The organism is Dechloromonas denitrificans (assembly GCF_001551835.1).
Classification (GTDB): Bacteria; Pseudomonadota; Gammaproteobacteria; order Burkholderiales; family Rhodocyclaceae; genus Azonexus; species Azonexus denitrificans.
In genome coordinates this window covers 516655-541497 of record NZ_LODL01000019.1, presented here as the reverse complement: position 1 = coordinate 541497, position 24843 = coordinate 516655, and the positions used below count along the sequence as shown (strand labels likewise).

Here is a 24843-nt window from a genome sequence, read left to right as displayed (position 1 = left end):
GCACAATGGCCGCCTTTCCTGCCATCCGGGTATGCCCAACCATGAAAATGCCGTCCTTCCTCGTTGCTCTTCTGGCCGCCTCTGCCGCCTGCGCTGTGCAAGCGGCAGAGCCCAAACCGGCCGCTGGCACGCCGAAACTGGCTTATGGCCAGATGATGAAGCATGGCGACAAGGTGATTTTTTCACCCTGCCGTGACCCCAGTTACGCGATGTTCGAAGATGTTTCGGCCAATGGCGCCTTGACCCAGGCCCTGGCCGGTGTCGGCCTGAATGCCGGCAAGAAGGTTTATGCCGAACTGCTCGGCGTTCTCGACAACAACGTGTTGAAAGCCTCGGAACTGAATTTCGCCCATACCGACGGGCGCTGCCAGTTACCCGGTGGTGAAGACGAAAGCTGGCGGGCGGCTGGCCACGAGCCGGGCTGGGTGCTGGCGGTGGGCAAGGAAGTGGTGGTCCTGAAGCGCCAGGGGCAGCCGGATATCCGGCTGCCGACCGTGGCCTTCAAGAGCGAAGGCAAGCAGCATCGCCTGGAGTCGGCCGAGGGCGGCAATGCGCTGCAACTGACTTTCGAGCGAGGCCTGTGCCGCGACATCAAGGCCGATTCGGCTTTCGGCTGGAACGCCACGGTTAGCGTCAATGGTCAGTTGCTGAAGGGCTGTGCCTGGCAGCGTTGAGCTGCTTAGAAAAAAAAGGCCGCCTTCCCCGAACGGGAAGGCGGCCTTTTTTGGTTTCTGCCGGGCCGGCCTAGTTCGTTGAGAACGTGAAGGCGTCGGCGAAGAACTCTTCTTCCGGCAAGCCGCAACGGGCGGTGAAGTCCCGTTTGGCGGCGTCGATCATCACCGGTGCGCCGCAGGCATAGACCTGGTGGCCGGAGAGGTCGGGGAAGTCGGCCATCACCGCCTGGTGCACCAGGCCGGTCCGCCCTGGCCAGGCATCGTCGACGGCCGGCTCGGAGAGAACCGGGATGTAACGGATGTTCGGGTGGGCGGCGGCCCACTGTTCCGGCAAGGCGTTCTGGTACAGATCGACCCTGGCCTTGGCGCCCCAATAGATATGGATCGGCCGCGTGCATTCCTCGGCGATGGCGTGTTCGACGATCGCCTTGAGCGGCGCGAAGCCGGTGCCGCCGGCCAGCATGATCATCGGCTTGGTCGATTCCTCGCGCAGGTAGAAGCTGCCGTGCGGGCCGTTGAAGCGCAGGATGTCGCGCACCTTGATGCTGTTGAAAACCTGTTCGGTGAACAGGCCGCCCGGCACGTAGCGGATATGCAACTGGAGGACGGCATCGTCGTGCGGTGCATTGGCCAGCGAGAAGCTGCGCTTCTTGCCATCCTTGAGCAGGATGTCGATGTATTGCCCGGCGAGGAATTGCAGGCGTTCGCTGGCCGGCAGTCGTAGGTGCATCTCGATCACATCGGGCGCCAGCTTTTCCAGCTTTTCGATGCGCGAGGGCAGGGTCTTGACCGGGATGTCGCTGGCCGAGGCCAGTTGCCGGCATTCCAGCGTCAGGTCCGATTCGGCCCGGGCGCAGCAGAACAACGCCATGCCGGCTGCCTTTTCATCATCCTTCAAGGCATGCGGCTGCGCTTTGCCGTGGTCGATGCTGCCGCTCAGGACTTTTCCCTTGCAGGCGCCGCAGGCTCCGTCCTTGCAGCCATACGGCATGGTCAGGCCGTGCCGCAGGGCGGCATCGAGGATGGTTTCGTCGGACTCCGCGGCAAACTGGCGGCCGCTCGGCTGGACCGTAATCTGGTGGCTCATCTGTTCCCCTTACTGCTCGGCTACAATGCCGGCGTGCAAAAAATCCTGATCGTTGGCAGCGGGGACGTGGCCCGCCGCATTCTCTCCCGCCTTGCCCATCGCTACTGCGTCTACGCCTTGCTGCGCGATGCCGGCCGGGCCGCCGCCTGGCGTGCTGCCGGGGCTCGGCCGCTGCTCGCTGATCTCGACGATCCGGGCAGCCTGACGCGGCTGGCTGGCCTGGCCGATCTGGTCCTGCATCTGGCGCCACCGCCCAGCGAAGGGCGGCTCGACCGGCGCACCCGGCATTTGCTGGCGGCTTTGGGCAAGGGCAAAAGTCTACCACGCCGCCTGATTTACGTTAGTACGACCGGGGTCTATGGCGATTGTGGCGGGGCGCAGATTGACGAAACGCGCCGCCTGAACGCCGAGAGCGCCCGTGCCGCCCGCCGTGTCGATGCCGAGCATTGCCTGCGCGAATGGGGTGGGCGCAACGGGGTGGCGGTTTCGATCCTGCGCGCGCCGGGCATTTATGCGGCCGACCGCCTGCCCGTCGAGCGTTTGCAAAAAGGCTTGCCGGCGCTGCAGGCGGCGGATGATGTGTTCACCAATCACATTCATGCCGATGATCTGGCTGCCGCTTGTGTCGCTGCCTTGCGCCACGGCGGGGCCAACCGCGCCTACAATGTGGTCGATGATTCCGATCTGAAAATGGCGGATTATTTCGACCGGGTGGCCGATGCCTTCGCCTTGCCGCGGCCGCCCCGCCTGAGCCGACAGGAAGCCGCCGGCCAGTTGTCGCCGCTGCAGATGTCTTTCATGCGCGAATCGCGGCGAATCGGCAATCGGCGTCTGAAAAAAGAACTCAAACTACGTCTCGCATACCCGACCATCGAGGCCGGGATAGCCGAGGCTCGCAACAGGAGAAACGCATGCTCGTCGTGAAGACCTTGCATATCTGGATGGTCATTTCGTGGTTCGCTGGTCTGTTCTACCTGCCGCGTATTTTCGTCAATCTGGCGATGGTGCCGGCCGATAGCGTCGCCGAGCGGGACCGCCTGCTGTTGATGGCGGGCAAGCTCTTCAAATTCATGACGCCGCTCGGTATTCTGGCGATCGCGCTCGGTTTCTGGCTGTGGTTTGCCTACGGTTTCAGCGGTGGCTGGCTGCATGCCAAGACCACGTTGGTCGCCGTCCTCGCCGTCTATCACTGGCATTGCGGCCTGGTCCTGAGAGATTTTCAGCAGGGCCGCAATCGCAAGAGCCATGTCTGGTTCCGTTTCTATAACGAACTGCCGGTTGTCGTGCTGCTCGTTGTGCTTTTCCTCGTTGTCCTGAAGCCTTTCTGAGATGAATAAATATTTTGCGATTTGCCCGCGCGGGCTGGAAGAACTGCTGCTCGAGGAACTGCGTGCCGTCGGCGGCGAAGAGCTGCGGTCGACGGCCGGCGGGGTGTTCTTTTCCGGCGACTGGTCGGTCTGTTACCGCGCCAACCTCGAATCCCGCCTGGCGACACGCATCCTCTGGCATATCGTCAAGGGGCCCTACGCCAAGGAAGAGGACATCTACCGGCTGGCCGTCCGCCAGTTGTGGCCGAACCACTTTGCCGTGTCGCGCACCATGCGCGTCGTCACGACGGCGATCAAGTGTCCGCTCAAGTCGCTCGACTTCGTCACGCTGCGCGTCAAGGATGCCGTTTGCGACCGCTTCCGCGAAGACCTCGGCGAGCGGCCGAACATCGAAACGCGCAATCCGGATGTCAGCGTTCATGTTTTCCTGACCGAGAACGAATGCACGCTGTACCTCGATACCTCCGGTCAACCCCTGTGGCAGCGGGGTTTCCGTAAGGCCAGCGTCGATGCGCCGCTGAAGGAAAACCTGGCGGCCGGCATCCTGAAAATGACCGGCTGGCAGCCGGGTACTCCGCTGGTCGACCCGATGTGCGGCAGCGGCACCTTCCTGCTCGAAGCCGTGCAGGTCGCGCTCGACCGGGCGCCCGGCCTCGATCGCGGCTTCTCGTTCGAGCGGCTGGCCAAGTTCGAAGCACTGAACTGGGCGAATATCCGCAGCGCCGCCGAGGCGCGCGTCAAGCCGGCCGAGCCGCTGGAAATCCGCGGCTACGACATCGACGATCAGGCAGTACGCGCCACCCGGCGCAATCTGCAGGAAGCCGGTTTTGGCGGCGTGGTGACGGTCGACCGCGCCGATGTGCTGGAAACCCAGCCACTAACCGAGCATGGCATCATGGTGGCGAACCCACCTTATGGGGAACGGATCGGCGAACAGGAGGAACTGGCCGCGTTCTACCCCGAACTGGGTTCGGCGCTGAAAAAACACTGGGCCGGCTGGAACTGCTTTTTCTTCACCGCCGACCTGCGTTTACCGAAATTGGTCGGTCTGAAGCCGAGCCGCAAGACACCGCTGTTCAACGGGCCGCTCGAATGCCGCCTGTTTGAAATCCGCATGGTGGCTGGCAGCAACCGCAAGCCTTGATTGCTACAATGCAATAAGCATCGAATTTTGATCTTGGTCAGGAGATTGGTCTGACCGCCGTGCGAGCATCGATATTTTCTAATAAAACGAAACGAGGAGAAGAAATGTCAGCAAAGGGTTTGTATCAACAGAAGCGCATGGCCGCCGCCGATGCGATCCGTGTCGTCAAGAACGGCGACACCATCGTCGTGCCGACCGCGGTCGGCGAGCCGCCGGCGCTGCTGACGGCGCTGTCCGAAGCGCGCCGCGATTTCCGCGACGTCACCGTGTCGCAGATCCTGCCGGTGCGCAAATACGGTTATTTCGATCCGGAAACCACCGAGCACGTTCGCCATACCGCCTACTTCTTCAGCGGCGCCTCGCGCGCCGGCGGCCAGGAGGGCTGGATCGACTACATTCCGGCCTATTTCTCTGAACTGCCGCAACTGATCAACCGCAACCAGACACCGGCCGATGTCGTCTTCAGCATGGCTTCGCCAATGGACGAGCACGGTTTCTTCTCGCTGGCGCTGGCCGCCGACTACACGATGGCGGCTATTGAAAAGGCCCGTGTCGTCGTCCTCGAAGTGAACCCGAACGTGCCTTTCGCCAATGGCGATTGCCATATCCACATTTCCCAGGTCGCCGCGCTGTGCGAGAGCGATGATCCGATCCTCGAAGTCGGCCTGCCGAAAATCGGCCCGGTCCAGGAAGCGATCGGCAAGTACGTCGCCGACATGATTCCCGATGGCGCGACGCTGCAGATTGGCTACGGCGGTATTCCCGACGCTGTGGTGATGCAGCTGACCGACAAGCGCGATCTCGGCATCCATACCGAAATGGTCGGCGACGGCATCATGACCCTGGTCGAAGCCGGCGTCGTCACCAACCGCAAGAAGAACTACCACCACGGCAAGATGCTGGCCACCTTCGCCCTCGGCTCGAAGAAGCTCTACCAGTTCATGCACCGCAACCCGGCGCTCGAAATGCACCCGGTGGACTTCACCAACGACCCCTTCCTCGCCGGCCAGAACGACAACCTGCATGCGATCAACGCCACCATGCAGATCGACTTCATGGGCCAGTGCGGTTCGGAAAGCCTCGGTTTTGCCCCCTACTCGGGCACCGGCGGCCAGGCCGACTTCGTCCGTGCGGCGAATCGTTCGAACGGCGGCAAAGCCTTCATCGTGCTGCCGTCTACTGCCAAGAACGACACCATTTCCCGTATCGTGCCGACGCTGTCGGCCGGGACCCATGTCTCGACCAGCAAGAACGACATCAACTATGTCGTCACCGAGTTCGGCGTCGCCCAATTGCGCGGCAAGACCGCCAAGCAACGCTGCGAAGCGCTGATCGGCATCGCCCACCCGGACTTCCGCGGTGAACTGCGTGAGGCGGCAAAAAAGATGAAGCTGCTCTAAGGGCGCATCGTTGCCCACTGCAGGCGGCCGCCCGGAGCGACGGGCGGCCGCCTGCTTACAACTTGTAGCAATTTGTTTTTCCGGCTCGCCCTAAAATTGACTATCTTTTAGATCAGTCAATGGAAGAGCAGGTGTTCTCATGAAAGCGACCAGGCGACTGGCGGTCCTTTTAATCCTTGCACTGAGCGCGGTGGCGGGCAGCGCCTCGGCTCATGGTGGCCGGGTCGGGGTGTATTACGGTATCGGACCGTACTGGGGACCATGGGGCTATCCGCCCCCCTGGTATTACCAGCCGCAGGTCGTGGTTGTACCAGCCCCGATCCCCCCGGTCTATATCGAACAGCGGGAAGCGCCGGCCGAGCCGGCCACGCAGCAGTACTGGCATTACTGCCGCAGTGCCAAGGGCTACTACCCCTACGTCAAGGAATGTCCCGACGGCTGGCAGAAAGTGCTGCCCCAACCGGAGAGGTAATCATGCGTGACAATAAATTTCTACGTCCGGTTGGCCTGATCGCAGGCGCATTGCTGCTTGGGGCCTGTACCGTTTTGCCGACCGTGCCGAGCGTGATGGTCTTGCCGGGAACCGGGCAGAGCCTTGAGAGTTTCCGGGCTGATGATGCCTATTGCCGCGAGTATGCGTTCGTTCTGAATGGTGGCAAGACTGCCGACCAGGCGGCACGGCAGTCGGCGGTGACCAGCGCAGCGGTCGGGACGGCAGTCGGTGCCGCTGCCGGTGCTGCAATCGGTGGCAATGCCCAGGGCGCAGCTGTCGGGGCCGGGGCTGGTTTGCTGATGGGCAGTGCGGTCGGGACCGATACGGCGCGTAGCTCGGCTTACGGGACGCAGCGCCAGTACGACAATGCCTATATTCAGTGCATGTATTCGAAAGGACATCGCGTGCCGGTGCCGGGCAATGTCTCTTATTCGAAGCCGGTGAAGGCGGCGGATGTCGGTATTCCGCCGCCACCGCCGGGTTCTCCGCCGCCCCCGCCGCCCCGTTAGGGAGCGAGGGGGCGTATTGGGTTCAGGCCACGCCGGCGCTATGCGCCTGCTGGTCGGCCCAGTAGCTGGATCGGACCATCGGCGCACAGGCCGCGCCGCTGAAGCCCATTTTCTTGGCTTCTTCCTCGTACATCTTGAAGGTGTCGGGATGCACGTAGCGGCTGACCGGCAGGTGGTGACCGGACGGGGCGAGGTACTGGCCGATGGTCAGCATTTCGACATCGTGGGCGCGCAGGTCGCGCATGACGCCGAGGATTTCCTCATCGGTCTCGCCGAGGCCGACCATCAGGCCGGACTTGGTCTTGACGTCCGGATAACGCGCCTTGAACTGCTTCATCAGGTCCAGCGAGTGCTGGTAGTCGGCGCCCGGCCGCGCCTGCTTGTAGAGACGGGGCACGGTTTCCATGTTGTGGTTGAGGACGTCGGGCAGGCCCTGGGCGAGCACGTCGAGCGCGACGTCGAGCCGGCCGCGGAAGTCCGGGACCAGGGTTTCGATGGTGGTGCTCGGCGAGGCTTCGCGCACGGCGCGCACGACATCGACGAAGTGCTGGGCGCCGCCGTCGCGCAGGTCGTCGCGGTCGACACTGGTGATGACGACATAATTCAGCTTCAGCGACGATACCGAGTCGGCCAGTTCGCGCGGCTCGTTCGGGTTGGGCGGCAGCGGCTGGCCGTGGCCGACGTCGCAGAACGGGCAGCGCCGGGTGCAGATGTCGCCGAGGATCATGAAGGTCGCCGTGCCGCGCCCGAAGCATTCGCCGATGTTCGGGCAGGCCGCTTCTTCGCAGACCGTGTGCAGTTTCTTTTCGCGCAGCATCGACTTGATTTCGCCAAAGCGGCCGGCGCTGTTGCCGGCCTTGACGCGGATCCATTCCGGCTTGCGTAGCGGCTGGTCGACCGGCACGATCTTGATGGGGATGCGCGCGGTTTTCAGTTCGCCTTTTTGTTTGACGCCTTTTTCAGCCATGTTGTATGTCCAGTTGCTGTAGCAAGTGTTGAGAGAGTTGTTCACCGGCCTCGTGAGCGGTGAGCGGAATGTTGAGGTCTTTGGTCTGGATGACTTTCAGGCCGGCATAGCCGCAGGGATTGATCGCGGCGAAGGGCGAAAGGTCCATGTCCACGTTCAGCGAGACGCCGTGGTAGCTGCAGCCATGGCGGATGCGCAGGCCGAGGGCGGCGACCTTGGCCTCATCGACATAGACGCCGGGCGCCCCGTCGCGCCGCTCGGCGGTGACGCCGTGGGTGGCGAGCAGGTCGATGACGGCCTGTTCGATAGCCGTGACCAGTTCGCGGACCTTGATTTTCCGGCGGTGCAGGTCGAGCAGCAGATAAATCACCACTTGGCCGGGGCCGTGATAGGTGACCTGGCCGCCGCGGTCGATCTGGACCAGCGGGATGCCGATATCCTGCAGGATATGTTCCGGCTTGCCGGCCTGACCCAGCGTGTACACCGGTGGGTGTTCGACGATCCAGACTTCATCCGGCGTCTCGGCCGTGCGGCCGGCCGTGAAATCCTGCATGGCCTGGAAGGTCGGCGCGTAGTCGACGCGGCCGAGCCGTTTGACGATCGGGGGCACGAGCAGGGGCGGGCTTAGAGGACGACCTTGACCAGCGGGTGCGCGGTCAGGTCGGTGTACAGCGCGTCGAGCTGCGGCTTCGAGGTGGCGACCACGGTGCAGGTCAGGCTCAGGTAGTTGCCGCCGGAGCTGGCCCGCATTTCCATCGAGGCGCCGTCAAAATCGGGGGCGTGCCGGGTGACGATGGTCAGCACCACCTGGGCGAGCTCGTCATGCGCCTTGCCCATGATCTTCAGGGGAAAGTCGCAGGGAAATTCGAGGAGGGTGTCCTTGTATGAAGCCATGTCAGCCTTTGCGCATTACCGTGTTCTTGAAATCCTGATACCACTGCCACATCTGTTCGCCGAGCGGACCTGGCCGGCCCGCATTGGGTCCGTTTCCGACCGGCTGGCCATCGAGGGTCGTGATGGCGAGAATTTCCTTGGTCGATGAGGTCATCCAGACCTCGTCGGCGCCGCGAAGTTCATTTTCGCTGATTTCACGGATTTCCAGCGGTTGACCGCCGGACTTGGCCAGTTCGATGACCACGTCGTAGGTGATGCCGGGCAGCATCAGTTGCGTCTTCGGCGGGGCGAGCAAAACGCCGCCCTTGACGACGAAGATGTTCGAGGCTGCGCCTTCCTTCAGGTAGCCGTCGCGGATCAGCAGCGCTTCGGCACAATTCGCCTCGACCGCCTGCTGGCGGGCCAGGATGTTGGCCAGCAAGGAAATCACCTTGAGGTCGCAACGGGCCCAGCGCTGGTCGGTGACGGTGATGGCCGCGACGCCGGTGGCGCGGACTTCGGCTGGCGTGGTGACTAGCGGCGAAGCAAAGGCGAAGACGGTCGGCGGCACCGTCGGCGGTGGGAAGGGATGGTCGCGCTTGTTGTCGGCGCCGCGCGTGACCTGCAGATAGATCGATTGGTCGTCCCACGGTGCCGTGACGATCAACTGCTCGACGACCGCCTTCCAGCCAGCGAGATCGAGCGGGTTGGTCAGCTTGATGCCGGCCAGCGTCGCCTGTAGCCGCGTCAGGTGTTCGTCGAGGCGGAAGGGGCGGCGGGAGTAGACCGGAATCAGCTCATAGACGCCGTCGCCGTACAGAAAACCGCGGTCGAGCGGCGAAATGCCCGCTGCCGCCAGCGGCAGAAAGCGGCCATTCAGATAGACGGGATCGGCGACGTAGGGCGTCATGGCTTTAGTTGAACCAGAGTCGGATGGTGTCGATGATACGGGTGAAGATGTTGCCGAGCGCCACATTTTCAAGGGCGACGACCGGGTATTCGTTGTACGGCTTGCCCTCGACGGTCACCTTCAGCAGGCCAACCTTCTGGCCGGCCTCGATCGGCGCGATCAGTTTCGGATCGGCGACGAAATCGGCCTTGACCTTGTCGGCATATCCCTTCGGTACGGCGATGCTGAGGTCGGCGACGAAGCCGGCCTTGACCGTGCTTTCCTTGCCCTTCCAGACGCGCAGTGCGGATACCGGCTGTTCCTTGGTGTAGAGCGTCACGGCGTCGTAGGAGATGAAGCCCCAGTTGAGCAGCTTCTGCGATTCGCTGGCGCGGGCGCTGTCGGAAGCGGTACCGAGGACGACCGAGAGCAGGCGGCGCTTGTCGCGCAGGGCCGAGGAAATCAGGCAGTAGCCGGCGGCATCGGTATGGCCGGTCTTGACGCCATCGACCGTCGGGTCGATGAAGAGCAGGCGGTTGCGGTTGGGCTGGGTGATGTTGTTATAGCGGAATTCCTTCATCGAGTAATACTTCTTGTATTCCTCGGGGAAATCGCGGATCAGCGCGCTGGCCAGAATCGACAGGTCGCGGGCCGTGGTGTAGTGCTGCGGGTCGGGCAGGCCGGTCGAGTTCATGAAATGACTGTTCTTCATGCCCAGGCGCTGCGCCTCGCGGTTCATCATCTGGGCGAAATTCTCCTCGCTGCCGGCGATGCCTTCGGCCAGCGTGACGCAGGCATCATTACCGGACTGGACGATCATGCCCTTGATCAGCTCTTCGACCGGAACTTGCGTATCGACCTTGATGAACATCTTCGAGCCGCCGGTTTTCCAGGCTTTCTGCGAAACCGGTAGCGGCTGGTTGATGGCGATCGTCTTCTGGCGGATCGCGTTGAAGGTCAGATAGGCGGTCATCAGCTTGGTCAGCGAGGCCGGTTCGAGGCGCTCGTCCGGCTTCTCGGCGGTCAACAGCTGGCCGGAGCCCATTTCGAGCAGCAGCCACGACTTGGCAGCCAGTGTCGGCGGCACCGGTTGTTGCTGGGCAAGCGCCTGACCCGCAAAAAGCAGGGACAGGACGAGCAGGAGTATCTGACGGAGCAGGGGCATGGGAATTTTGCTTTATTTTATGTTGGGGGGCAGAAATTATACCCCTGCCGATCCGGCCAGCTCCGGCGAGGCGGCGCAGAGCACTTCGATCGCCGGATGGCGAATGCGCCGCTCGTTGGAGATGGCGTAGATTTGCTCGCTGACCCCGGCCATGCCGCCCAGCGGTTGGGCATTGAGCTGGATGGCAACCTGGTCGGCGAGGGCGAGCGGCGCCGGGAAGAGGCCGAGGCCGCCGCGGCCAAAGGTGGTGAGCAGCGCACTGTCCTCGAATTCGCCGACGATTTTCGGACGAGTCTGGGTGCTTTCCAGCCAGCGGTCGATCCGGCCACGCAGTGCGTTATGGCGGGTGGGCAGCAGTAGCGGGGCGCCTTCCAGATTGTTCGGGAAGTCGGCGCCATGCCGTTCGAGCAGTTCAGGGGTGCCATAGAGCGCGGTGGCGAAATCGCCGAGCCGGGTGCTGAACAGTTTCAGGTTGCCGCCGACCGGCGCCGGGCGGTCGGTCAGCACGACGTCGAGGCGATGCAGCGCGAGGTCGGCGAGCAGGGTTTCGAACTCGCCCTCATCACAGATCAGCCGGACGTCGGCCGGCATTGCGGTGACCTTGGAGAGCAGGCGGTAGGCGAGCAGCTTGGGGATGCCGTCGGAAATGCCCGCCCGCAGGCGCAGCGTGGTTTCGTTGTCGCTCTGTTGTACGGCCTCGACCAGCGCGTCGCCGAGCTGGAAAATCTGGTCGGCGTAACCGAGCGCCAGGCGGCCGGCTTCGCTGAGAACCAGGCCGCGTCCCTGGCTGTTGAACAGTGCCTTGCCGATTTGCCGCTCGAGCAGCGACAGCTGGCCGCTGATCGTCTGGACAGCGACGCCCAGGCGTTCGGCGGCCCGCGTGATACTGCCTTCCTGGGCAACGACCCAGAAGTAATGGAGGTGTTTGTAATTGAGCATGGATTTGTGTTCTGCAGAAAAAACCGAAGTGTCTATCAATTCTGCTCCGGTTTTTGTGTTTTGTGCAATGCAATAGAATAGCGCCGTCTTTCCTTTCACCGGAGTTCAACATGAAGCGCGTCCTGCTTTTCCTCGCTACCAACCTGGCAGTGATGCTGGTCCTCAGCCTGGTTACCAGTCTGCTTGGCGTCAACCGGTTTTTGACCGCCAACGGTCTCAATCTTGGCATGCTGCTCGCCTTTGCCGGTGTGATCGGCTTTGGTGGTGCCTTCATTTCCCTGCTCATGTCGAAGATGATGGCCAAGTGGAGTACCGGCGCTCGGGTCATCGAGTCGCCGAGTTCGTCGACCGAGGTTTGGCTGGTCGATACCGTGGCTCGTCTGGCCAAGCGGGCCAATCTGCCGATGCCCGAAGTGGCGATCTACGATGGTGAGCCGAATGCCTTTGCCACCGGTGCCAGCAAGAACAGTTCGCTGGTCGCCGTATCGACCGGCCTGCTGCAGAGCATGACCCGCGAGGAGGCGGAAGCCGTGCTGGCGCATGAAGTCGCCCACATCGCCAACGGCGATATGGTGACGCTGACCCTGATTCAGGGCGTGGTCAATACCTTCGTCGTCTTCCTGTCGCGCGTCGTCGGCTACGTCGTCGATTCCTTCCTGCGCCGCAATGACGAAGAGAGCAGCGGCCCCGGCATCGGCTACATGGTGACCAGCATGATCTGCGAAGTGGTGTTCGGCATCCTGGCCAGCATGATCGTCGCCTACTTCTCGCGCCAGCGCGAGTTCCGGGCCGATGCCGGTGCCGCCCAGTTGATGGGCAGCGTGACGCCGATGCAGAATGCCTTGCGGCGTCTGGGCAACCTGCATACCGAACCCCTGCCGCAGAACATGGCAGCCTCCGGTATTGCCGGTGGTCAGGGCTGGATGGCGCTGTTCTCGACGCATCCGCCGCTCGAGGAACGTATCGCAGCCCTGTCAGTTCGCTGACAGAAACCTGACAATAAGCTGACAAACCGCGTCAGCTTTGCTAAATTTCGCGCCATGATGCAATGCACAAAAATTTTCGCCCTGGCTCTGGGCTGGGCCAGCAGCTTGGCTTTTGCCCAGGTGTCCTACGATCTGCCGGCGCTGGAAAGCCTGGCGCTCGGTTCGAGCAAGGCCGTCCAGGCGGCGCGGAACCAGGTTGAAGCGGCCCGTTATGGCGTGACCAGCGCCGGGGCCTTCCCCAATCCCGAGCTGGAATATCTGGCGGGTACGACGCGGGCACGCAGTCCGGGCGGCAATCCTGGCGACGCGCGCAGCACCAGCCTGACTCAGCCGCTCGATATGCCGTGGCGCCGTTCGGCCCGGATCGGGGTGGCCGAGGCCGGGCTGGAGGCGGCGACGGCCGGCAACCGGGCCTTCGAGGCCGACTTGCTGGCGCGCTTGCGGGTGCGCTATTTCGAAGTGTTGCGGCGCGAGGCCGAGTTGCGGAACGCCCGGGAAGACGTCGCCTTGATGGAAGGCGTCCGGTCACGAATTGGGTTGCGCGTCGAAACAGGTGAAGCGCCGCGTTTCGAGTTAATCAAGTCTGATACGGAAACCCTGAATGCCCAGAAAAATGCGCAGGCGGCGGGCTTCCGGCTCGAACAAGCGCGTTCGCTGTTGCGTCAGATCGTTGGCGGTGCCTTGCCGGCCGAATTTACACTGACCAGCCGCTTGCGTGATGTGCCGGCGCTGACGCCGCTCGATGTCGTGCGCAAGGAGCTGGCCGAATCCAGTCCGGATTTGGCGCGCGCCCGGGCCGAAATGGTGCGCGCCGAACGGCAGCTCGATCTCGAACGCGTCCAGCGCTGGCCGAATCTGGCGCTCAAGGCCAGCGTCGATGAAGACCCCGACCTGCGTACCTCGAAGGTCGGCGTCGTCATGACGATCCCCTTGTGGGACCGGCGCAGTGGCCCGATTGGCGAGGCTTCGGCCCAGCTGTCGCGAGCTCGCAATGAACTGGAAGCGCAGCAGTTCTCGCTGGCCCAGGCGCTGGAAGTCGCCTACCAGCAATATGAAATCGCCCAGAACCAGGTCACCGCGCTCGAATCGGGCATTGTCCGCCAGGCCGAAGCGGCGCTGAAGGTGGCTGAAGCCGCCTATCGTTTCGGTGAGCGGGGATTTATCGAGGTGCTCGACGCGCAACGGGTTTACCGCGCTGCACGGGCCGAGTTGATTGCTGCACGCTATGAACTGGCGACAGCCTGGGTGGAAATCGAAAGACTACGGGCCGTGCCCGGAGGACGCAAAGAATGAAAAAAGCACTTTTTATACTGTTGACCGCAGCAGTGCTGGCCGGCTGTAACAAGGATGACGATGCGGCGGTTGCCAAGCCGTCCACCGATCCGGCGATGGTGGCCCCGGCTCCGGAGCTGCTGGCCCAACTCAAGCTGGCTCAGGTGCGCAGTGAGCCGGTGGCGGAGACGTTGCGGGTGGCAGGTCGGATCGATTTCGACGAGCATCGTCTGGCCAGGATTGGTGCGACGATTACCGGCCGGGTCACCGATATCGATGCCTGGCTCGGCCAGACCGTGAAAAAAGGCGATGTGCTGGCGCGTCTGAACAGCAGCGAGTTGTCCAGCCAGCAACTGGCCTACCTGAAGGCGCGCGCCCAGCTTGAGCTGAACCGGCGCAATGCCGAGCGCGCCAAGGCCTTGTTCGAGTCGGATGTGATCGCCGCGGCAGAATTGCAGCGTCGCGAAAGCGAATATCAGATTTCCGTTGCCGAAACCCGCGCCGCAGCCGATCAGTTGCAGTTGCTCGGCGTCAGTGCGGCGGCGATTGATCGCCTTGGCAAGCAGGGCGCGGTCAATTCGCTGACCCCGGTGGTGGCAACCCTGAACGGTGTGGTGGTCGAGCGCAAACTGGCCCAGGGTCAGGTCGTTCAGCCGGCCGATACCTTGTTCGTGGTGGCCGACCTGTCCCGCCTGTGGGCCGTCGCCCAGGTGCCTGAGCAGCAGGTCAGCCAAGTCAAGGAAGGTCAGTCGGTGACGATCGAGGTGCCGGCGCTGGGCAATGAAAAGCTGATCGGCAAGCTGATCTACGTTGGCCAGACGATCGACCCCGATACGCGCACGGTGCTCGTTCGGACTGAATTGGAAAACCATGAAGGCCGGCTGAAGCCGGCCATGCTGGCTTCGATGCTGATCGAGGCGAAGCCGGTCGAGCGTCTGGTCGTGCCGGCCAGCGCCGTCGTCCGCGAGAGCGACGAGGATCACATCTTCGTCGCCGAGGGCGACGGTGTGTTCCGCCTGGTCAAGGTCAAACTGGGGCCGGAACAGGGCGGCCAGCGTGTCGTACGGTCGGGTTTGAAGGGTGATGAAAAGCTGGTGGTCGATGGCGCTTTCCACCTGAACAACGAACGTAATCGCAAGGAAATGGAGGGCACGTGATCGAGTCACTGGTTCGTGCGGCGCTCAAGCAGCGCCTGATCGTCGCGGTCATTGCCGCCATCCTGTTCTTCTTTGGCTTGAATGCGGCGCAGAAGCTGTCGGTCGATGCCTTCCCCGATGTCACCAATATTCAGGTGCAGATTGCGACCGAGGCGCCGGGGCGTTCGCCGGAGGAAGTCGAACGTTTCGCCACCGTGCCGCTGGAGGTGGCGATGACCGGCCTGCCCGGGCTGGAGGAAATGCGTTCGCTGAACAAGCCGGGCCTGTCGCTGATCACGCTGGTTTTCAACGACAAGACCGACGTCTATTTTGCCCGTCAGTTGGTCATGGAGCGTCTGCTGGAGGTCGGCTCGCGCCTGCCGCAAGGCATCACGCCGGTGCTCGGGCCGGTGTCGACCGGTTTGGGCGAGGTGTACCAATACACGCTGGAACGGTCGGACGACGGTGATCGCGCCTTGTCGCAGGAAGAATTGATGCAACGCCGGGTGGCCCAGGACTGGGTGGTTCGACCGTTGCTGCGTTCGATTCCCGGGGTGGCCGAAATCAATTCGCAGGGCGGTTTTGCCAAGCAGTATCAGGTGCTGGTCAATCCGGACAAACTGCGCCATTTTGGCTTGAGCGTGACCGATGTCTATCTGGCGGTCGGCCGCAACAACGCCAATGCCGGTGGCGGCGTGCTGCCGCAATATGCCGAGCAGTATTTGATCCGTGGTGTCGGCCTGGTCCGCGACCTGGAGGATCTGCGTGCCATCGTGCTCAAGGAAAAGGACGGCGTGCCGGTCTATGTCCGTGATGTCGCCGAGGTGCAGATCGGTCACGAGGTCCGCCAGGGGGCGGTGATCAAGAACGGGACGACCGAGGCCGTCGGCGGCGTGGTCATGATGATCGCCGGCGGCAATGCCAAGGCGGTGGTCAGCAAGATCAAGGCGCGGGTCGACGAGATCAACGCCAAGGGAATGTTGCCTGATGGCCTGAAAATCGTGGCTTATTACGACCGTTCGGAATTGGTCGATGCGGCGCTGTGGACCGTTACCAAGGTGCTGCTCGAAGGTGTCGTGCTGGTCGTCGTCGTCCTCTTCCTCTTCCTCGGCGATGTCCGTTCATCGCTGATCGTCGTCGCGACCCTGGTCCTGACGCCCTTGCTGACCTTTACTGCAATGAACAAGCTGGGCATCTCGGCCAACCTGATGTCGCTGGGCGGGCTGGCCATTGCCATTGGCCTGATGGTCGACGGCTCGGTCGTCGTTGTCGAGAATGCCTTCCTGCAACTGGGGCGCCATGCCAACAAGGGGGAAAGCCCGTTGCGGGTCATTCTGCATGCCGTGGTCGAGGTGGCAACGCCGGTCATCTTCGGTGTCGGCATCATCATTCTTGTTTTCCTGCCGCTGATGACCTTGCAGGGCATGGAAGGCAAGATGTTCGCACCACTCGCCTACACCATTGCGATTGCACTGGGTATTTCGCTCATCCTGTCGATGACGCTGACGCCGGTCATGTCCACCTACCTGCTCAAGCCGCCGGCACATGATGGCGATCACGACACCAAGCTGATCGCAGCGATGAAGCAGCGCTACCTGAAGATGCTGCACTGGGCGCTCGGCAACGAGAAAAAGACGGTGGCGGCGGCGGTTGGCGCCTTTGCGCTGACCATTGCGGTGCTGCCTTTGCTCGGCACGGCCTTCATTCCGGAAATGAAGGAAGGTTCGGTGGTGCCCGGCATTAACCGCGTGCCCAACATTTCGCTCGAAGAGTCGATCAAGATGGAAATGGAGGCGATGCGTCTGGTTATGCAGGTGCCCGGCGTCAAGTCGGCAGTTTCGGGGGTTGGTCGCGGCGAGTCGCCGGCCGACCCGCAGGGGCCGAACGAATCGACGCCGATTGTCAGTCTGAAGCCGCGCGCCGAATGGCCGGACGGTTGGACCCAGGACGATATTCAGGATGCTATGCGGGAAAAGCTGAAGGGCCTGCCGGGCGTGCAGATTGTCATGGCGCAGCCGATTTCGGACCGCGTCGACGAGATGGTGACCGGTGTCCGTTCCGACATCGCGGTCAAGGTTTTTGGTGACGATCTTGATCAGTTGAAGCGGGTTGCCGGCCAGATCGGCAAGGTGGCGCAGGCGCTGCAGGGCGCCCAGGATCTGCGCATCGAGCGGATCAGCGGTCAGCAGTATCTGTCGGTCGAAATTGACCGGCAGGCGATTGCTCGTATCGGCCTCAACGTTTCCGATGTCAATGACGTGCTGGAAACGGCAATCGGCGGCAAGGAGGCGAGCGAAATCTTCGAGGGCGAGCGGCGTTTCCCTGCCGTGGTCCGTTTGCCGGAGCGCTTCCGCAACAATGTCGAAGCCATTTCGAATGTGCTGATTACCTCGCCGAACGGGGCGCAGGTACGCTTGACCGACGTCGCCAACATACAGGTCATGGACGGTCCGGCGCAGATTTCGCGTGAACTGGGCAAGCGCCGCATCGTGGTCGGCGTCAACGTCAAGGATCGCGACCTCGGCAGCTTCGTTGCCGAACTGCAACAGAAGGTCGCCGCGCAGATCAAGCTGCCGGAAGGCTATTACCTGGAGTGGGGCGGCCAGTTCCAGAACATGGAGCGGGCGCTGGGGCACCTGATGGTGATCATCCCGATCACCATCGCCGCGATTTTCTTCCTGCTCTTCCTGCTCTTCAATTCCCTGCGTTTTGCGACGCTGATCATCACCGTACTGCCTTTTGCTTCGATCGGCGGCATCATCGGCCTGTTCGTTGCCGGTGAATATCTGTCGGTGCCGGCCTCGGTCGGGTTCATCGCGCTGTGGGGCATTGCCGTGCTGAACGGCGTGGTGCTGGTCTCGTATATCCGGGGACTGCGTGAAGAAGGGCGCAGCGTGCGCGATGCCGTGGTCGAAGGGGCAACGCTGCGCTTCCGTCCGGTGATGATGACGGCGACGGTAGCCATGCTTGGCCTGATTCCCTTCCTGTTTTCGACGGGACCGGGGTCCGAGGTGCAGCGCCCGCTGGCGATCGTGGTTATTGGTGGTCTGATTACGTCGACCCTGCTGACGCTGGTGGTCTTGCCCACCATCTACCGCTGGTTTGACGAGGAGGAGGTTGAAGCATGAAAGAGATCAAGGCCATCATCCGGCCCAATAAATTGTCGGTATTGCGCGATGCGCTGGTCGCTCTCCCCGGGTTCCCCGGGATGACGGTGAGCAAGGTGGAAGGGTGCAGTGCGCCGACCCGGCATGCCCCGGTCCGCGTCAAGATCAAGGACGAACTGACTGACTACACCCCCAAGGTGCGCGTCGAGATCATTGCCCCGGACGAGGTGGCGGAAGCCATCTTCCAGCGCATTACCGAAGTGGCGCAGACTGGTCATTACGGCGACGGACTGGTCTGGATCAGCGAAGTCGAGCGGGCAGCATTTGTCTTCAAGACGACACCGGGGGCGGACTGATTGGCAAATATATTACTTTTGTAATAGCGTGAGGTATTTCACACTGCGGCTTTTCCCCGCTGCTTAAAATCGGTAGCCATCCGAATGGACCAATGCGAATTGGTCACTGGCTGCCGAATTTAATGGAAAACTTGCTCAATCCCGGTCTCGCCTCAACATTGCTGTCGCCCTACGATCTGCAGGAAGGCGTGGCGTCGTTGTCGCGCGGCGTCTTCTTCAAGGAGGCGTCGCTCGACATGACGCTGAGCATCCTGACCGAATCGGCGGCGCGGATGTCCGGTGTCGAGCGGGTCAGCATCTGGGCGCTCAACAATGGCCAGCAGGAATTGCGCTGCCTTGAACTGTACGAGCGTTCCTCGGCCCGCCACAGCAGTGGCGGGGCGTTGCTGGCCAGCCAGTATCCGGCCTATTTCCAGGCCCTGCACAACGAAGGCTGCATTGCGGCCGACGATCCTGCTCAGCATCCGATGACGCAGGAACTCAGCACCGACTATCTGCAGCGCCATCGGGTGTCGGCCATGCTGGCGACGCCGATCCACATTCGCGGCGACTTGCAGGGGGTGCTCTGCCTCGAGCAGGTCGGCCCGCGCCAGCCTTGGGCGGCGGTGCATCGCCTGTTTGCCCAGGCCGTCGCCAATCTGGTGACCCTCGCCCTGGTCGAGTACGAAGCGGAGCAGGCGCGGACCCAAGCCCGGACGGCAAACGAGCGGCTGCAGGCAGTCTTCGATGCCTCGCGCGATGCCATGCTGCTGGTCGATGGTGAAAGCGGCATCGTGCTTGACGCCAACCGGCAGGCCGAGAGCCTGTTCGCCTACCCGCGCCGCTTGTTGATCGGCAGGCATCAGCGCGCCTTGCATCCGTTGGCGGTGGCCGATGAGTGCGCATTGCGCTTCCGGCAACTGGTGACCGGGCAGTCGCAGTCACGCGTTTTTACCGATATTCAACGGGCTGACGGCAGCGTCAGGGCGGTGGAGATTGCGACCGAAGTGGCCGATGTCAGCGCCGGCCGCAAGCTGGTGCTGGGTATTTTTCGCCCGATTTAGGCGTCTACCGCAGCAATCGTGGTTTCCAGTTGGTGCAGGATGGCAAGCAGGCCCTGGCGCACCGTAGCGCTCTCCTGTTGATCGATCCCGCCTTGGCTGGGGATGGCCTGGAGCAACTGGTGGCACAAGTGAAGGATGCCGTAGAGCTCAAGATGTTCGGCCTGCTGGGCCAGTTCTCCCGCTTCAATCTTCAGGGCGTAGGCATCGAGGGGCAGCGCTGCCAGGGCGTCATGCAAGCGTTCCAGGCGCTCGCGGGCCTCGCTGACAAAAAGACGATCAAGCACTGGTGAGCGCTCGAGCGCCTGGCCGCCGGGACTGAGGCAGCCTTCCAGGCGCTCGGCAAAGTGGCGAGCCCGTTCGGCGAACAGCACATGTTCGAGGCCGCTCGCCTCGTCGAAGCATTCGATGGTGGCGCTGAGGGCGGCGATCAGGCGTGCCGGCGGCACGCCCTCGAGGCCGTCGGCGGCGCTGGCCAGCGCTTCGCCAAGGCGCAGGCAATCGGTGTCGGCGCTTTCCAGCGCGATGCCATACAGCGCAAAGACCGCCGGTCGCACGCTGTCGGTTTCGGCATGGTGGCGGGCCGACCAGGCCGTGGCCAAGTTCCGGCAAGCCGCGATCCAGCGCTCGTTGAGCGCCTCGGCGAAGCGCAGCGGGCGCGGCTTGGCGACCCAGGGCAGGATGGCGGCGGTCGCCTCGAGGGTTGGGGCGAGCGCCGCGCGGGTTTCCTCGAGATCTTTCTCGGGGATATCAGCCATGCTCAGTCCTATTGGGCGGCCAGCTTGGCGAAGGCACTGACAACTTCCGGCGGCGCCTGGACCAGTTCGATCAGGACACCTTCGCCGCCAATCGGGAATTCCTCGTTGCCTTTCGGGTGCAGGAAGGTGATGTCGAAGCCAGCTGCACCTTTGCGGATGCCGCCCGGGGCAAAGCGCACGCCGTTGGCGCCCAGCCATTCGACGGCTTTCGGCAGATCGTCGATCCACAGGCCGACATGGTTGAGCGGCGTGGCATGCACCGCCGGCTTCTTCTCCGGGTCGAGCGGTTGCATCAGGTCGACTTCGACCTTGAACGGGCCGCTGCCCATGGCGCAGATATCCTCGTCGACGTTTTCACGCTCGGAAACGAAGGTGCTGGTCACTTCGAGGCCGAACATGTCGACCCACAGCGTGCGCAGCTTGTCCTTGGATGGGCCGCCGATGGCGATTTGCTGAATGCCGAGAACCTTGAATGGACGTTGCATGGGTGCCTTCCTGTCGTTGATTAAGCAATGTAATTCATAATTATACGATCTTCACCGGTCAGGGGAAGGGCTGCTCAGGCGCGTTTCCGGTAGGCCAGCACAAGCATGGCGATGCCGATCAGGATCATTGGCAGCGACAGCCACTGGCCCATGCTGATGGTGTAGGACTGACCAAATATGCCATGGTCCGGTTCGCGGAAAAACTCGGTAATGAACCGGAAAGCGCCGTAGCCGATCAGGAAAACGGCCGACACGGCGCTGCGCGGCCGCGGCTGGTTGCTGAACAGCCAGAGGATGACGAAAAGGGCGAGGCCTTCGAGGCCGACATGGTAAAGCTGCGACGGGTGGCGCGGTGCCATGTCGCCGGCCTGCGGAAAGACCATCGCCCACGGCAGGCTCGGGTCGGCGATCCGCCCCCACAGTTCGCCATTGATGAAGTTACCGACCCGGCCGGCAGCCAGGCCGAGCGGCACCAACGGGGCAATCAGATCGGTGACGTCGAACCAGTTCATCCGCTGCTTGCGCGCCCACAGGCCGATGGCGGTCAGGACGCCGAGAAAGCCGCCATGAAAGCTCATGCCGCCTTTCCAGACGGCAACGACTTCGAGCGGATGGGCGAGGAAATATTCCGGCTCGTAAAACAGCACCTGCCCCAGGCGGCCACCGATGATCACCCCCAGCATGCCGTAGAAGAGCAGGTCGTCGAGTTGTTCGACACTGAGCGGAGAAAGGCTCTTTTTGATCCGGTAGCGGCCGAGCAAAATAAATTGAACGAAGGCGACCAGATACATCAAACCGTACCAGCGTACCGAGAGCGGTCCGAACGAGAAGGCGACAGGGTCGAACTGGGGATGGAGAAGCATCAGTTGTGCAGAGTGGGCTAGAATTAGCCGATTATAGTTCGCGCCATTTGTCGCAAGATTTCGGCGCATCGTTTCCGACGGAGATTTTCATGCCTCAGTACCGTTCCCGCACCTCCACCCACGGCCGCAACATGGCCGGTGCCCGCGCCCTGTGGCGCGCGACCGGCATGAAGGATGGCGATTTCGAAAAGCCGATCATCGCCGTGGTCAACAGTTTCACCCAGTTCGTGCCGGGTCACGTGCACCTCAAGGACATGGGTCAGCTGGTGGCGCGCGAGATCGAAGCGGCCGGCGGCATCGCCAAGGAATTCAACACCATCGCCGTCGACGACGGCATCGCCATGGGTCACAGCGGCATGCTCTATTCGCTGCCCAGTCGCGACCTGATCGCCGACTCCGTCGAGTACATGGTCAACGCCCATTGCGCCGATGCCATGGTCTGCATCTCCAACTGCGACAAGATCACCCCGGGCATGCTGATGGCTGCGATGCGCCTCAACATCCCGGTTGTTTTCGTTTCCGGCGGCCCGATGGAGGCCGGCAAGGTCACCGTGCAGGGCCAGGTCATTCATCTCGATCTGGTCGATGCCATGGTCAAGGCGGCCGATGCTTCAGTTTCCCAAGCCGATCTGGACGAGATCGAGCGCTCTGCCTGTCCGACCTGCGGCTCCTGTTCGGGCATGTTCACCGCCAACTCGATGAACTGTCTGACCGAAGTGCTCGGTCTCAGCCTGCCCGGCAACGGCACCGTCGTCGCTACCCACGCCGACCGCAAGCAGCTTTTCCTGCGCGCCGGCCGTCTGGCGGTCGAACTGTGCCAGCGTTATTACGAGCAGGAAGATGCCTCGGTGCTGCCGCGTGCGATTGCCACCAAGGCTACCTTTGAGAATGCAATGACTCTCGATGTCGCGATGGGCGGCTCGACCAATACCGTGCTCCATATCCTGGCAACGGCACAGGAAGCAGGTGTCGATTTCACGATGGCCGACATCGACCGCATTTCGCGCGCCGTACCCTGTTTGTGCAAAGTGGCGCCGATGACCGACAAATACCACATTGAGGACGTGCACCGCGCCGGTGGCATCATGGGCATCCTTGGCGAGCTCGACCGTGCCGGCCTGCTGCATCGCGACGTGCCGACCATCTACGCTAAGACCCTGGGTGAAGCCATCGACCGCTGGGATGTCGTGCGCGAACACGACATCAAGGTGCATGAGTTCTTCAAGGCAGGGCCAGGTGGTGTCCCGACGCAAACGGCGTTCTCGCAGGATCGTCGTTATAACGAGCTCGACCTTGACCGGACAAATGGCTGCATCCGCAACAAGGCCAATGCCTATTCGCAGGAAGGAGGCCTGGCTGTGCTGTACGGCAACATCGCACTCAATGGCTGTATCGTGAAAACGGCCGGGGTCGACGAGTCGATCTGGAAATTCACCGGCAAGGCGCGCGTCTTCGAAAGCCAGGATGCTGCGGTCGACGCCATCCTGGGCGAAAAAATCGTCGCCGGCGATGTCGTCGTGATCCGCTATGAAGGTCCGAAGGGCGGCCCGGGTATGCAGGAAATGCTCTACCCGACCTCCTATCTGAAGTCGATGGGGCTGGGCAAGGAATGTGCATTGCTGACCGATGGTCGCTTCTCCGGCGGCACGTCGGGCCTCTCGATCGGCCATGCCTCGCCGGAAGCGGCGGATGGTGGGGCGATCGGCCTGGTTGAGGAAGGCGATACGATTGAAATCGACATTCCGAACCGTCGCATCCATCTGGCCGTTTCCGACGAGGCGCTGAGTGCTCGCCGTGCTGCGATGGAAGCCCGGGGCGAGGCGGCATGGAAGCCGGTCGATCGCGAGCGTGTAGTTTCGGCCGCCCTGCAGGCCTATGCCCTGATGGCGACGTCGGCAGACAAGGGGGCGGTGCGCGACGTCACCCAGATTCAGCGCCGCAAATGAGCTTCAGCGTCTGGCTCGGTTTCCTGTTGGCGGCGATCCTGATCGCCGTCACGCCCGGGCCGGGCGCTGTCGTCAGTATGAGTACCGGAATGCGGCACGGCTACGGTTCCGCCGCGCAGGTCATTCTCGGCTTGCAGGCGGCTCTGCTGACCCATTTGGCTATCGTTGGACTGGGCTTGGGGGCGCTGCTGGCCGCATCCGATCTGGCCTTTACGGTCGTCAAGCTTTGCGGTGCGGCCTATCTGGTCTGGCTGGGGATCGCCAAGTGGCGCGCCTTGCCGCTGCCGGCCGATCGCGAAGCCCCTTCGTTGAAAGCGAAGGGATTTTTCCTGCAGGGTCTGCTGGTCAATTTGACCAATCCGAAAGCCATTGTTTTCATTGGCGCCCTGGTTCCGCCGTTCATCGACTCCGGCTCGGCGCTGCTGCCGCAATATCTGACCATCGGTTTGACGCTTTGCCTGACCGATATGATCGTCATGTCGGGCTATGCGCTGGTGGCGGTCCGTTTGGCGCGATGGCTGCATGATCCGAAATCGATACGACTGCAGAACCGGCTGTTTGGCGGACTCTTCGTGTCGGCTGGGGCGCTGCTGGCAATCTCCTCGCGCACTTGATGCGCCATCGGTCATCGCTTTTCACCAAGGTGCGTTAATTAGGGGAGGCGGATGCTGGTCGATAAAAGCTAGCCATCCGGCTTTCAGCGCCGTGCAGTGGTTTGCATGCGACCCCAAAGGGTCTTATCATCGCACGCTGATTTACCCATCAACCCGATAAACGGAGCGAGAAATGAAAGCTGTTTATGTAGCCATGATGGCTGCTGCTGGTATCGTGATGGCCGGCCAGGCCCAAGCTGACGAAGCACTGGCCAAGGCCAAGAACTGCATGGCTTGCCACGCCATCGACAAAAAGCTGGTTGGCCCGGCTTATAAGGATGTGGCCGCCAAGTACAAGAGCGACAAGAATGCCGTTGCGACGCTGGCTGCCAAGGTCAAGGCGGGTGGCAAGGGCAACTGGGGCGAAATCCCGATGCCGCCGAATAACGTAACTGACGACGAAGCCAAGAAACTGGTCACCTGGATTCTGGCGCAGAAGTAAGTTGTCGTTGCGTTTTATCGAAAGCCGGCCTCTGGTCGGCTTTTTTGTTAAATAGGTTGTTGACATAGCTGTGTAATGTCTGGATAATCTTGCGTTCTCCCGGAGGGATACCCAAGCGGTCAACGGGAACAGACTGTAAATCTGTCGGCTCTGCCTTCGAAGGTTCGAATCCTTCTCCCTCCACCAGATTAAATGCTGTAGCGGCCTGTGCTGCGGGCAAGGGTTAAGCGGGTGTAGCTCAATGGTAGAGCTGAAGCCTTCCAAGCTTAAGACGAGGGTTCGATTCCCTTCACCCGCTCCACGACGCGGTACGGCTGGAGTTTTAAGGTAG

Annotated in this window: 26 protein-coding genes and 2 tRNA genes; 18 read left to right on the top strand and 10 right to left on the bottom strand. The window is 62.3% G+C overall.

Annotation, left to right across the window (positions count from 1 at the left end; translation table 11 throughout):
* The first annotated feature begins 41 nt into the window (after nucleotides 1–41).
* Complete coding sequence (locus tag AT959_RS10450; RefSeq protein WP_157651271.1) at nucleotides 42–674, top strand: hypothetical protein; 633 nt, start codon at nucleotides 42–44, stop codon at nucleotides 672–674.
* A 70-nt stretch (nucleotides 675–744) separates the two neighbouring features.
* Here AT959_RS10450 and AT959_RS10445 read toward each other — a convergent pair whose 3' ends face one another.
* A complete protein-coding gene (locus AT959_RS10445; protein WP_066882912.1) occupies nucleotides 745–1761 on the bottom strand; it encodes a CDP-6-deoxy-delta-3,4-glucoseen reductase in 1017 nt (338 codons plus the stop codon).
* A 33-nt stretch (nucleotides 1762–1794) separates the two neighbouring features.
* Here AT959_RS10445 and AT959_RS10440 point away from each other — a divergent pair, with 33 nt between their 5' ends.
* The 6 genes from AT959_RS10440 (at nucleotide 1795) to AT959_RS10415 (ending at nucleotide 6635) form a co-directional block, all read left to right on the top strand.
* Complete coding sequence (locus AT959_RS10440) at nucleotides 1795–2685, top strand: NAD-dependent epimerase/dehydratase family protein (RefSeq protein ID WP_066882911.1); 891 nt, start codon at nucleotides 1795–1797, stop codon at nucleotides 2683–2685.
* The gene (locus AT959_RS10435; RefSeq protein ID WP_066882910.1) at nucleotides 2673–3089 is read left to right on the top strand and encodes a CopD family protein; all 417 of its coding nucleotides are present in this window, start codon (nucleotides 2673–2675) and stop codon (nucleotides 3087–3089) included. Before AT959_RS10440 ends, AT959_RS10435 begins: the two co-directional genes overlap by 13 nt.
* A 1-nt stretch (nucleotide 3090) precedes the next feature.
* Entirely contained in the window at nucleotides 3091–4233 is a 1143-nt protein-coding gene (locus tag AT959_RS10430) for a THUMP domain-containing class I SAM-dependent RNA methyltransferase (RefSeq protein ID WP_066882909.1), read from the top strand.
* A 104-nt stretch (nucleotides 4234–4337) separates the two neighbouring features.
* The gene (locus AT959_RS10425; protein ID WP_066882908.1) at nucleotides 4338–5633 is read left to right on the top strand and encodes an acetyl-CoA hydrolase/transferase family protein; all 1296 of its coding nucleotides are present in this window, start codon (nucleotides 4338–4340) and stop codon (nucleotides 5631–5633) included.
* Between the two features lie 139 nt (nucleotides 5634–5772).
* Nucleotides 5773–6105, top strand: a complete 333-nt coding sequence (locus AT959_RS10420) for a hypothetical protein (protein ID WP_066882907.1) — start codon at nucleotides 5773–5775, stop codon at nucleotides 6103–6105.
* Between the two features lie 2 nt (nucleotides 6106–6107).
* Complete coding sequence (locus tag AT959_RS10415; protein WP_066882906.1) at nucleotides 6108–6635, top strand: YMGG-like glycine zipper-containing protein; 528 nt, start codon at nucleotides 6108–6110, stop codon at nucleotides 6633–6635.
* 22 nt (nucleotides 6636–6657) lie between these two features.
* Here AT959_RS10415 and lipA read toward each other — a convergent pair whose 3' ends face one another.
* The 6 genes from lipA to AT959_RS10385 are packed head-to-tail and all read right to left on the bottom strand — an operon-like array spanning nucleotide 6658 to nucleotide 11468.
* Complete coding sequence (lipA, locus tag AT959_RS10410) at nucleotides 6658–7602, bottom strand: lipoyl synthase (RefSeq protein ID WP_066882905.1); 945 nt, start codon at nucleotides 7600–7602, stop codon at nucleotides 6658–6660.
* Nucleotides 7595–8212, bottom strand: coding sequence for a lipoyl(octanoyl) transferase LipB (gene lipB, locus AT959_RS10405; protein ID WP_066882904.1), 618 nt, complete (start codon nucleotides 8210–8212; stop codon nucleotides 7595–7597). The genes lipA and lipB overlap by 8 nt, the downstream gene beginning before the upstream one ends.
* A 14-nt stretch (nucleotides 8213–8226) precedes the next feature.
* A complete protein-coding gene (locus AT959_RS10400) occupies nucleotides 8227–8496 on the bottom strand; it encodes an HP0495 family protein (RefSeq protein ID WP_066882903.1) in 270 nt (89 codons plus the stop codon).
* Nucleotide 8497: 1 nt separating this feature from the next.
* On the bottom strand, nucleotides 8498–9385 hold the full coding sequence (locus AT959_RS10395; protein ID WP_066882902.1) for an aminotransferase class IV: 888 nt from the start codon (nucleotides 9383–9385) through the stop codon (nucleotides 8498–8500).
* A 4-nt stretch (nucleotides 9386–9389) separates the two neighbouring features.
* Nucleotides 9390–10529 (bottom strand): D-alanyl-D-alanine carboxypeptidase family protein, encoded by a 1140-nt coding sequence (locus AT959_RS10390; RefSeq protein ID WP_066882901.1) that lies wholly within the window; start codon nucleotides 10527–10529, stop codon nucleotides 9390–9392.
* Nucleotides 10530–10565: 36 nt separating this feature from the next.
* Nucleotides 10566–11468, bottom strand: coding sequence for a LysR family transcriptional regulator (locus AT959_RS10385; RefSeq protein ID WP_066882900.1), 903 nt, complete (start codon nucleotides 11466–11468; stop codon nucleotides 10566–10568).
* 110 nt (nucleotides 11469–11578) lie between these two features.
* Between AT959_RS10385 and htpX the strand changes: the two genes are divergently transcribed.
* The 6 genes from htpX to AT959_RS10355 all read left to right on the top strand — a co-directional run bounded on the left by htpX (nucleotide 11579) and on the right by AT959_RS10355 (nucleotide 19368).
* A complete protein-coding gene (htpX, locus tag AT959_RS10380) occupies nucleotides 11579–12454 on the top strand; it encodes a protease HtpX (protein WP_066882899.1) in 876 nt (291 codons plus the stop codon).
* A gap of 54 nt (nucleotides 12455–12508) precedes the next feature.
* Nucleotides 12509–13747, top strand: a complete 1239-nt coding sequence (locus AT959_RS10375; protein WP_083518331.1) for a TolC family protein — start codon at nucleotides 12509–12511, stop codon at nucleotides 13745–13747.
* Nucleotides 13744–14883: an efflux RND transporter periplasmic adaptor subunit gene (locus tag AT959_RS10370; RefSeq protein ID WP_066882898.1), complete on the top strand. Its 1140-nt coding sequence runs from the start codon at nucleotides 13744–13746 to the stop codon at nucleotides 14881–14883. Before AT959_RS10375 ends, AT959_RS10370 begins: the two co-directional genes overlap by 4 nt.
* Complete coding sequence (locus AT959_RS10365; protein ID WP_066882897.1) at nucleotides 14880–17990, top strand: efflux RND transporter permease subunit; 3111 nt, start codon at nucleotides 14880–14882, stop codon at nucleotides 17988–17990. Before AT959_RS10370 ends, AT959_RS10365 begins: the two co-directional genes overlap by 4 nt.
* The gene (locus AT959_RS10360) at nucleotides 17987–18325 is read left to right on the top strand and encodes a P-II family nitrogen regulator (RefSeq protein ID WP_066882896.1); all 339 of its coding nucleotides are present in this window, start codon (nucleotides 17987–17989) and stop codon (nucleotides 18323–18325) included. The genes AT959_RS10365 and AT959_RS10360 overlap by 4 nt, the downstream gene beginning before the upstream one ends.
* A gap of 122 nt (nucleotides 18326–18447) precedes the next feature.
* Nucleotides 18448–19368 carry a GAF domain-containing protein gene (locus tag AT959_RS10355; RefSeq protein ID WP_066882895.1) on the top strand — a complete coding sequence of 307 codons (921 nt, stop codon included), beginning with the start codon at nucleotides 18448–18450 and terminating at the stop codon, nucleotides 19366–19368.
* Here the strand turns inward: AT959_RS10355 and AT959_RS10350 are convergent.
* The 3 genes from AT959_RS10350 to lgt form a co-directional block, all read right to left on the bottom strand.
* The gene (locus AT959_RS10350; RefSeq protein ID WP_066882894.1) at nucleotides 19365–20123 is read right to left on the bottom strand and encodes a hypothetical protein; all 759 of its coding nucleotides are present in this window, start codon (nucleotides 20121–20123) and stop codon (nucleotides 19365–19367) included. The two genes, AT959_RS10355 and AT959_RS10350, sit on opposite strands and share 4 nt — an antisense overlap.
* 8 nt (nucleotides 20124–20131) lie before the next feature.
* Complete coding sequence (locus AT959_RS10345) at nucleotides 20132–20608, bottom strand: VOC family protein (RefSeq protein WP_066882893.1); 477 nt, start codon at nucleotides 20606–20608, stop codon at nucleotides 20132–20134.
* 74 nt (nucleotides 20609–20682) lie between these two features.
* Nucleotides 20683–21471: a prolipoprotein diacylglyceryl transferase gene (gene lgt / locus AT959_RS10340; RefSeq protein ID WP_066882892.1), complete on the bottom strand. Its 789-nt coding sequence runs from the start codon at nucleotides 21469–21471 to the stop codon at nucleotides 20683–20685.
* 89 nt (nucleotides 21472–21560) lie between these two features.
* Here lgt and ilvD point away from each other — a divergent pair, with 89 nt between their 5' ends.
* The 5 genes from ilvD to AT959_RS10315 all read left to right on the top strand — a co-directional run bounded on the left by ilvD (nucleotide 21561) and on the right by AT959_RS10315 (nucleotide 24813).
* Complete coding sequence (gene ilvD / locus AT959_RS10335; RefSeq protein ID WP_066882891.1) at nucleotides 21561–23417, top strand: dihydroxy-acid dehydratase; 1857 nt, start codon at nucleotides 21561–21563, stop codon at nucleotides 23415–23417.
* Nucleotides 23414–24031, top strand: coding sequence for a homoserine/homoserine lactone efflux protein (gene rhtB, locus AT959_RS10330; RefSeq protein ID WP_066882890.1), 618 nt, complete (start codon nucleotides 23414–23416; stop codon nucleotides 24029–24031). The genes ilvD and rhtB overlap by 4 nt, the downstream gene beginning before the upstream one ends.
* Nucleotides 24032–24203: 172 nt before the next feature.
* Nucleotides 24204–24512 (top strand): c-type cytochrome, encoded by a 309-nt coding sequence (locus AT959_RS10325; protein ID WP_066882889.1) that lies wholly within the window; start codon nucleotides 24204–24206, stop codon nucleotides 24510–24512.
* Nucleotides 24513–24613: 101 nt separating this feature from the next.
* A tRNA-Tyr gene (locus AT959_RS10320) sits at nucleotides 24614–24698 on the top strand.
* Nucleotides 24699–24739: 41 nt separating this feature from the next.
* A tRNA-Gly gene (locus tag AT959_RS10315) sits at nucleotides 24740–24813 on the top strand.
* Nucleotides 24814–24843 lie beyond the last annotated feature (30 nt).

Coding starts and splice junctions, on each gene's coding strand:
- AT959_RS10450 (WP_157651271.1), top strand. CDS start 42: ATGAAAATGCCGTCCTTCCTCGTTGCTCTTCTGGCCGCCTCTGCCGCC.
- AT959_RS10445 (WP_066882912.1), bottom strand. CDS start 1,761: ATGAGCCACCAGATTACGGTCCAGCCGAGCGGCCGCCAGTTTGCCGCG.
- AT959_RS10435 (WP_066882910.1), top strand. CDS start 2,673: ATGCTCGTCGTGAAGACCTTGCATATCTGGATGGTCATTTCGTGGTTC.
- AT959_RS10430 (WP_066882909.1), top strand. CDS start 3,091: ATGAATAAATATTTTGCGATTTGCCCGCGCGGGCTGGAAGAACTGCTG.
- AT959_RS10425 (WP_066882908.1), top strand. CDS start 4,338: ATGTCAGCAAAGGGTTTGTATCAACAGAAGCGCATGGCCGCCGCCGAT.
- AT959_RS10420 (WP_066882907.1), top strand. CDS start 5,773: ATGAAAGCGACCAGGCGACTGGCGGTCCTTTTAATCCTTGCACTGAGC.
- AT959_RS10415 (WP_066882906.1), top strand. CDS start 6,108: ATGCGTGACAATAAATTTCTACGTCCGGTTGGCCTGATCGCAGGCGCA.
- lipA (WP_066882905.1), bottom strand. CDS start 7,602: ATGGCTGAAAAAGGCGTCAAACAAAAAGGCGAACTGAAAACCGCGCGC.
- AT959_RS10400 (WP_066882903.1), bottom strand. CDS start 8,496: ATGGCTTCATACAAGGACACCCTCCTCGAATTTCCCTGCGACTTTCCC.
- AT959_RS10395 (WP_066882902.1), bottom strand. CDS start 9,385: ATGACGCCCTACGTCGCCGATCCCGTCTATCTGAATGGCCGCTTTCTG.
- AT959_RS10390 (WP_066882901.1), bottom strand. CDS start 10,529: ATGCCCCTGCTCCGTCAGATACTCCTGCTCGTCCTGTCCCTGCTTTTT.
- AT959_RS10385 (WP_066882900.1), bottom strand. CDS start 11,468: ATGCTCAATTACAAACACCTCCATTACTTCTGGGTCGTTGCCCAGGAA.
- htpX (WP_066882899.1), top strand. CDS start 11,579: ATGAAGCGCGTCCTGCTTTTCCTCGCTACCAACCTGGCAGTGATGCTG.
- AT959_RS10375 (WP_083518331.1), top strand. CDS start 12,509: ATGATGCAATGCACAAAAATTTTCGCCCTGGCTCTGGGCTGGGCCAGC.
- AT959_RS10370 (WP_066882898.1), top strand. CDS start 13,744: ATGAAAAAAGCACTTTTTATACTGTTGACCGCAGCAGTGCTGGCCGGC.
- AT959_RS10360 (WP_066882896.1), top strand. CDS start 17,987: ATGAAAGAGATCAAGGCCATCATCCGGCCCAATAAATTGTCGGTATTG.
- AT959_RS10355 (WP_066882895.1), top strand. CDS start 18,448: ATGGAAAACTTGCTCAATCCCGGTCTCGCCTCAACATTGCTGTCGCCC.
- AT959_RS10350 (WP_066882894.1), bottom strand. CDS start 20,123: ATGGCTGATATCCCCGAGAAAGATCTCGAGGAAACCCGCGCGGCGCTC.
- AT959_RS10345 (WP_066882893.1), bottom strand. CDS start 20,608: ATGCAACGTCCATTCAAGGTTCTCGGCATTCAGCAAATCGCCATCGGC.
- lgt (WP_066882892.1), bottom strand. CDS start 21,471: ATGCTTCTCCATCCCCAGTTCGACCCTGTCGCCTTCTCGTTCGGACCG.
- ilvD (WP_066882891.1), top strand. CDS start 21,561: ATGCCTCAGTACCGTTCCCGCACCTCCACCCACGGCCGCAACATGGCC.
- rhtB (WP_066882890.1), top strand. CDS start 23,414: ATGAGCTTCAGCGTCTGGCTCGGTTTCCTGTTGGCGGCGATCCTGATC.
- AT959_RS10325 (WP_066882889.1), top strand. CDS start 24,204: ATGAAAGCTGTTTATGTAGCCATGATGGCTGCTGCTGGTATCGTGATG.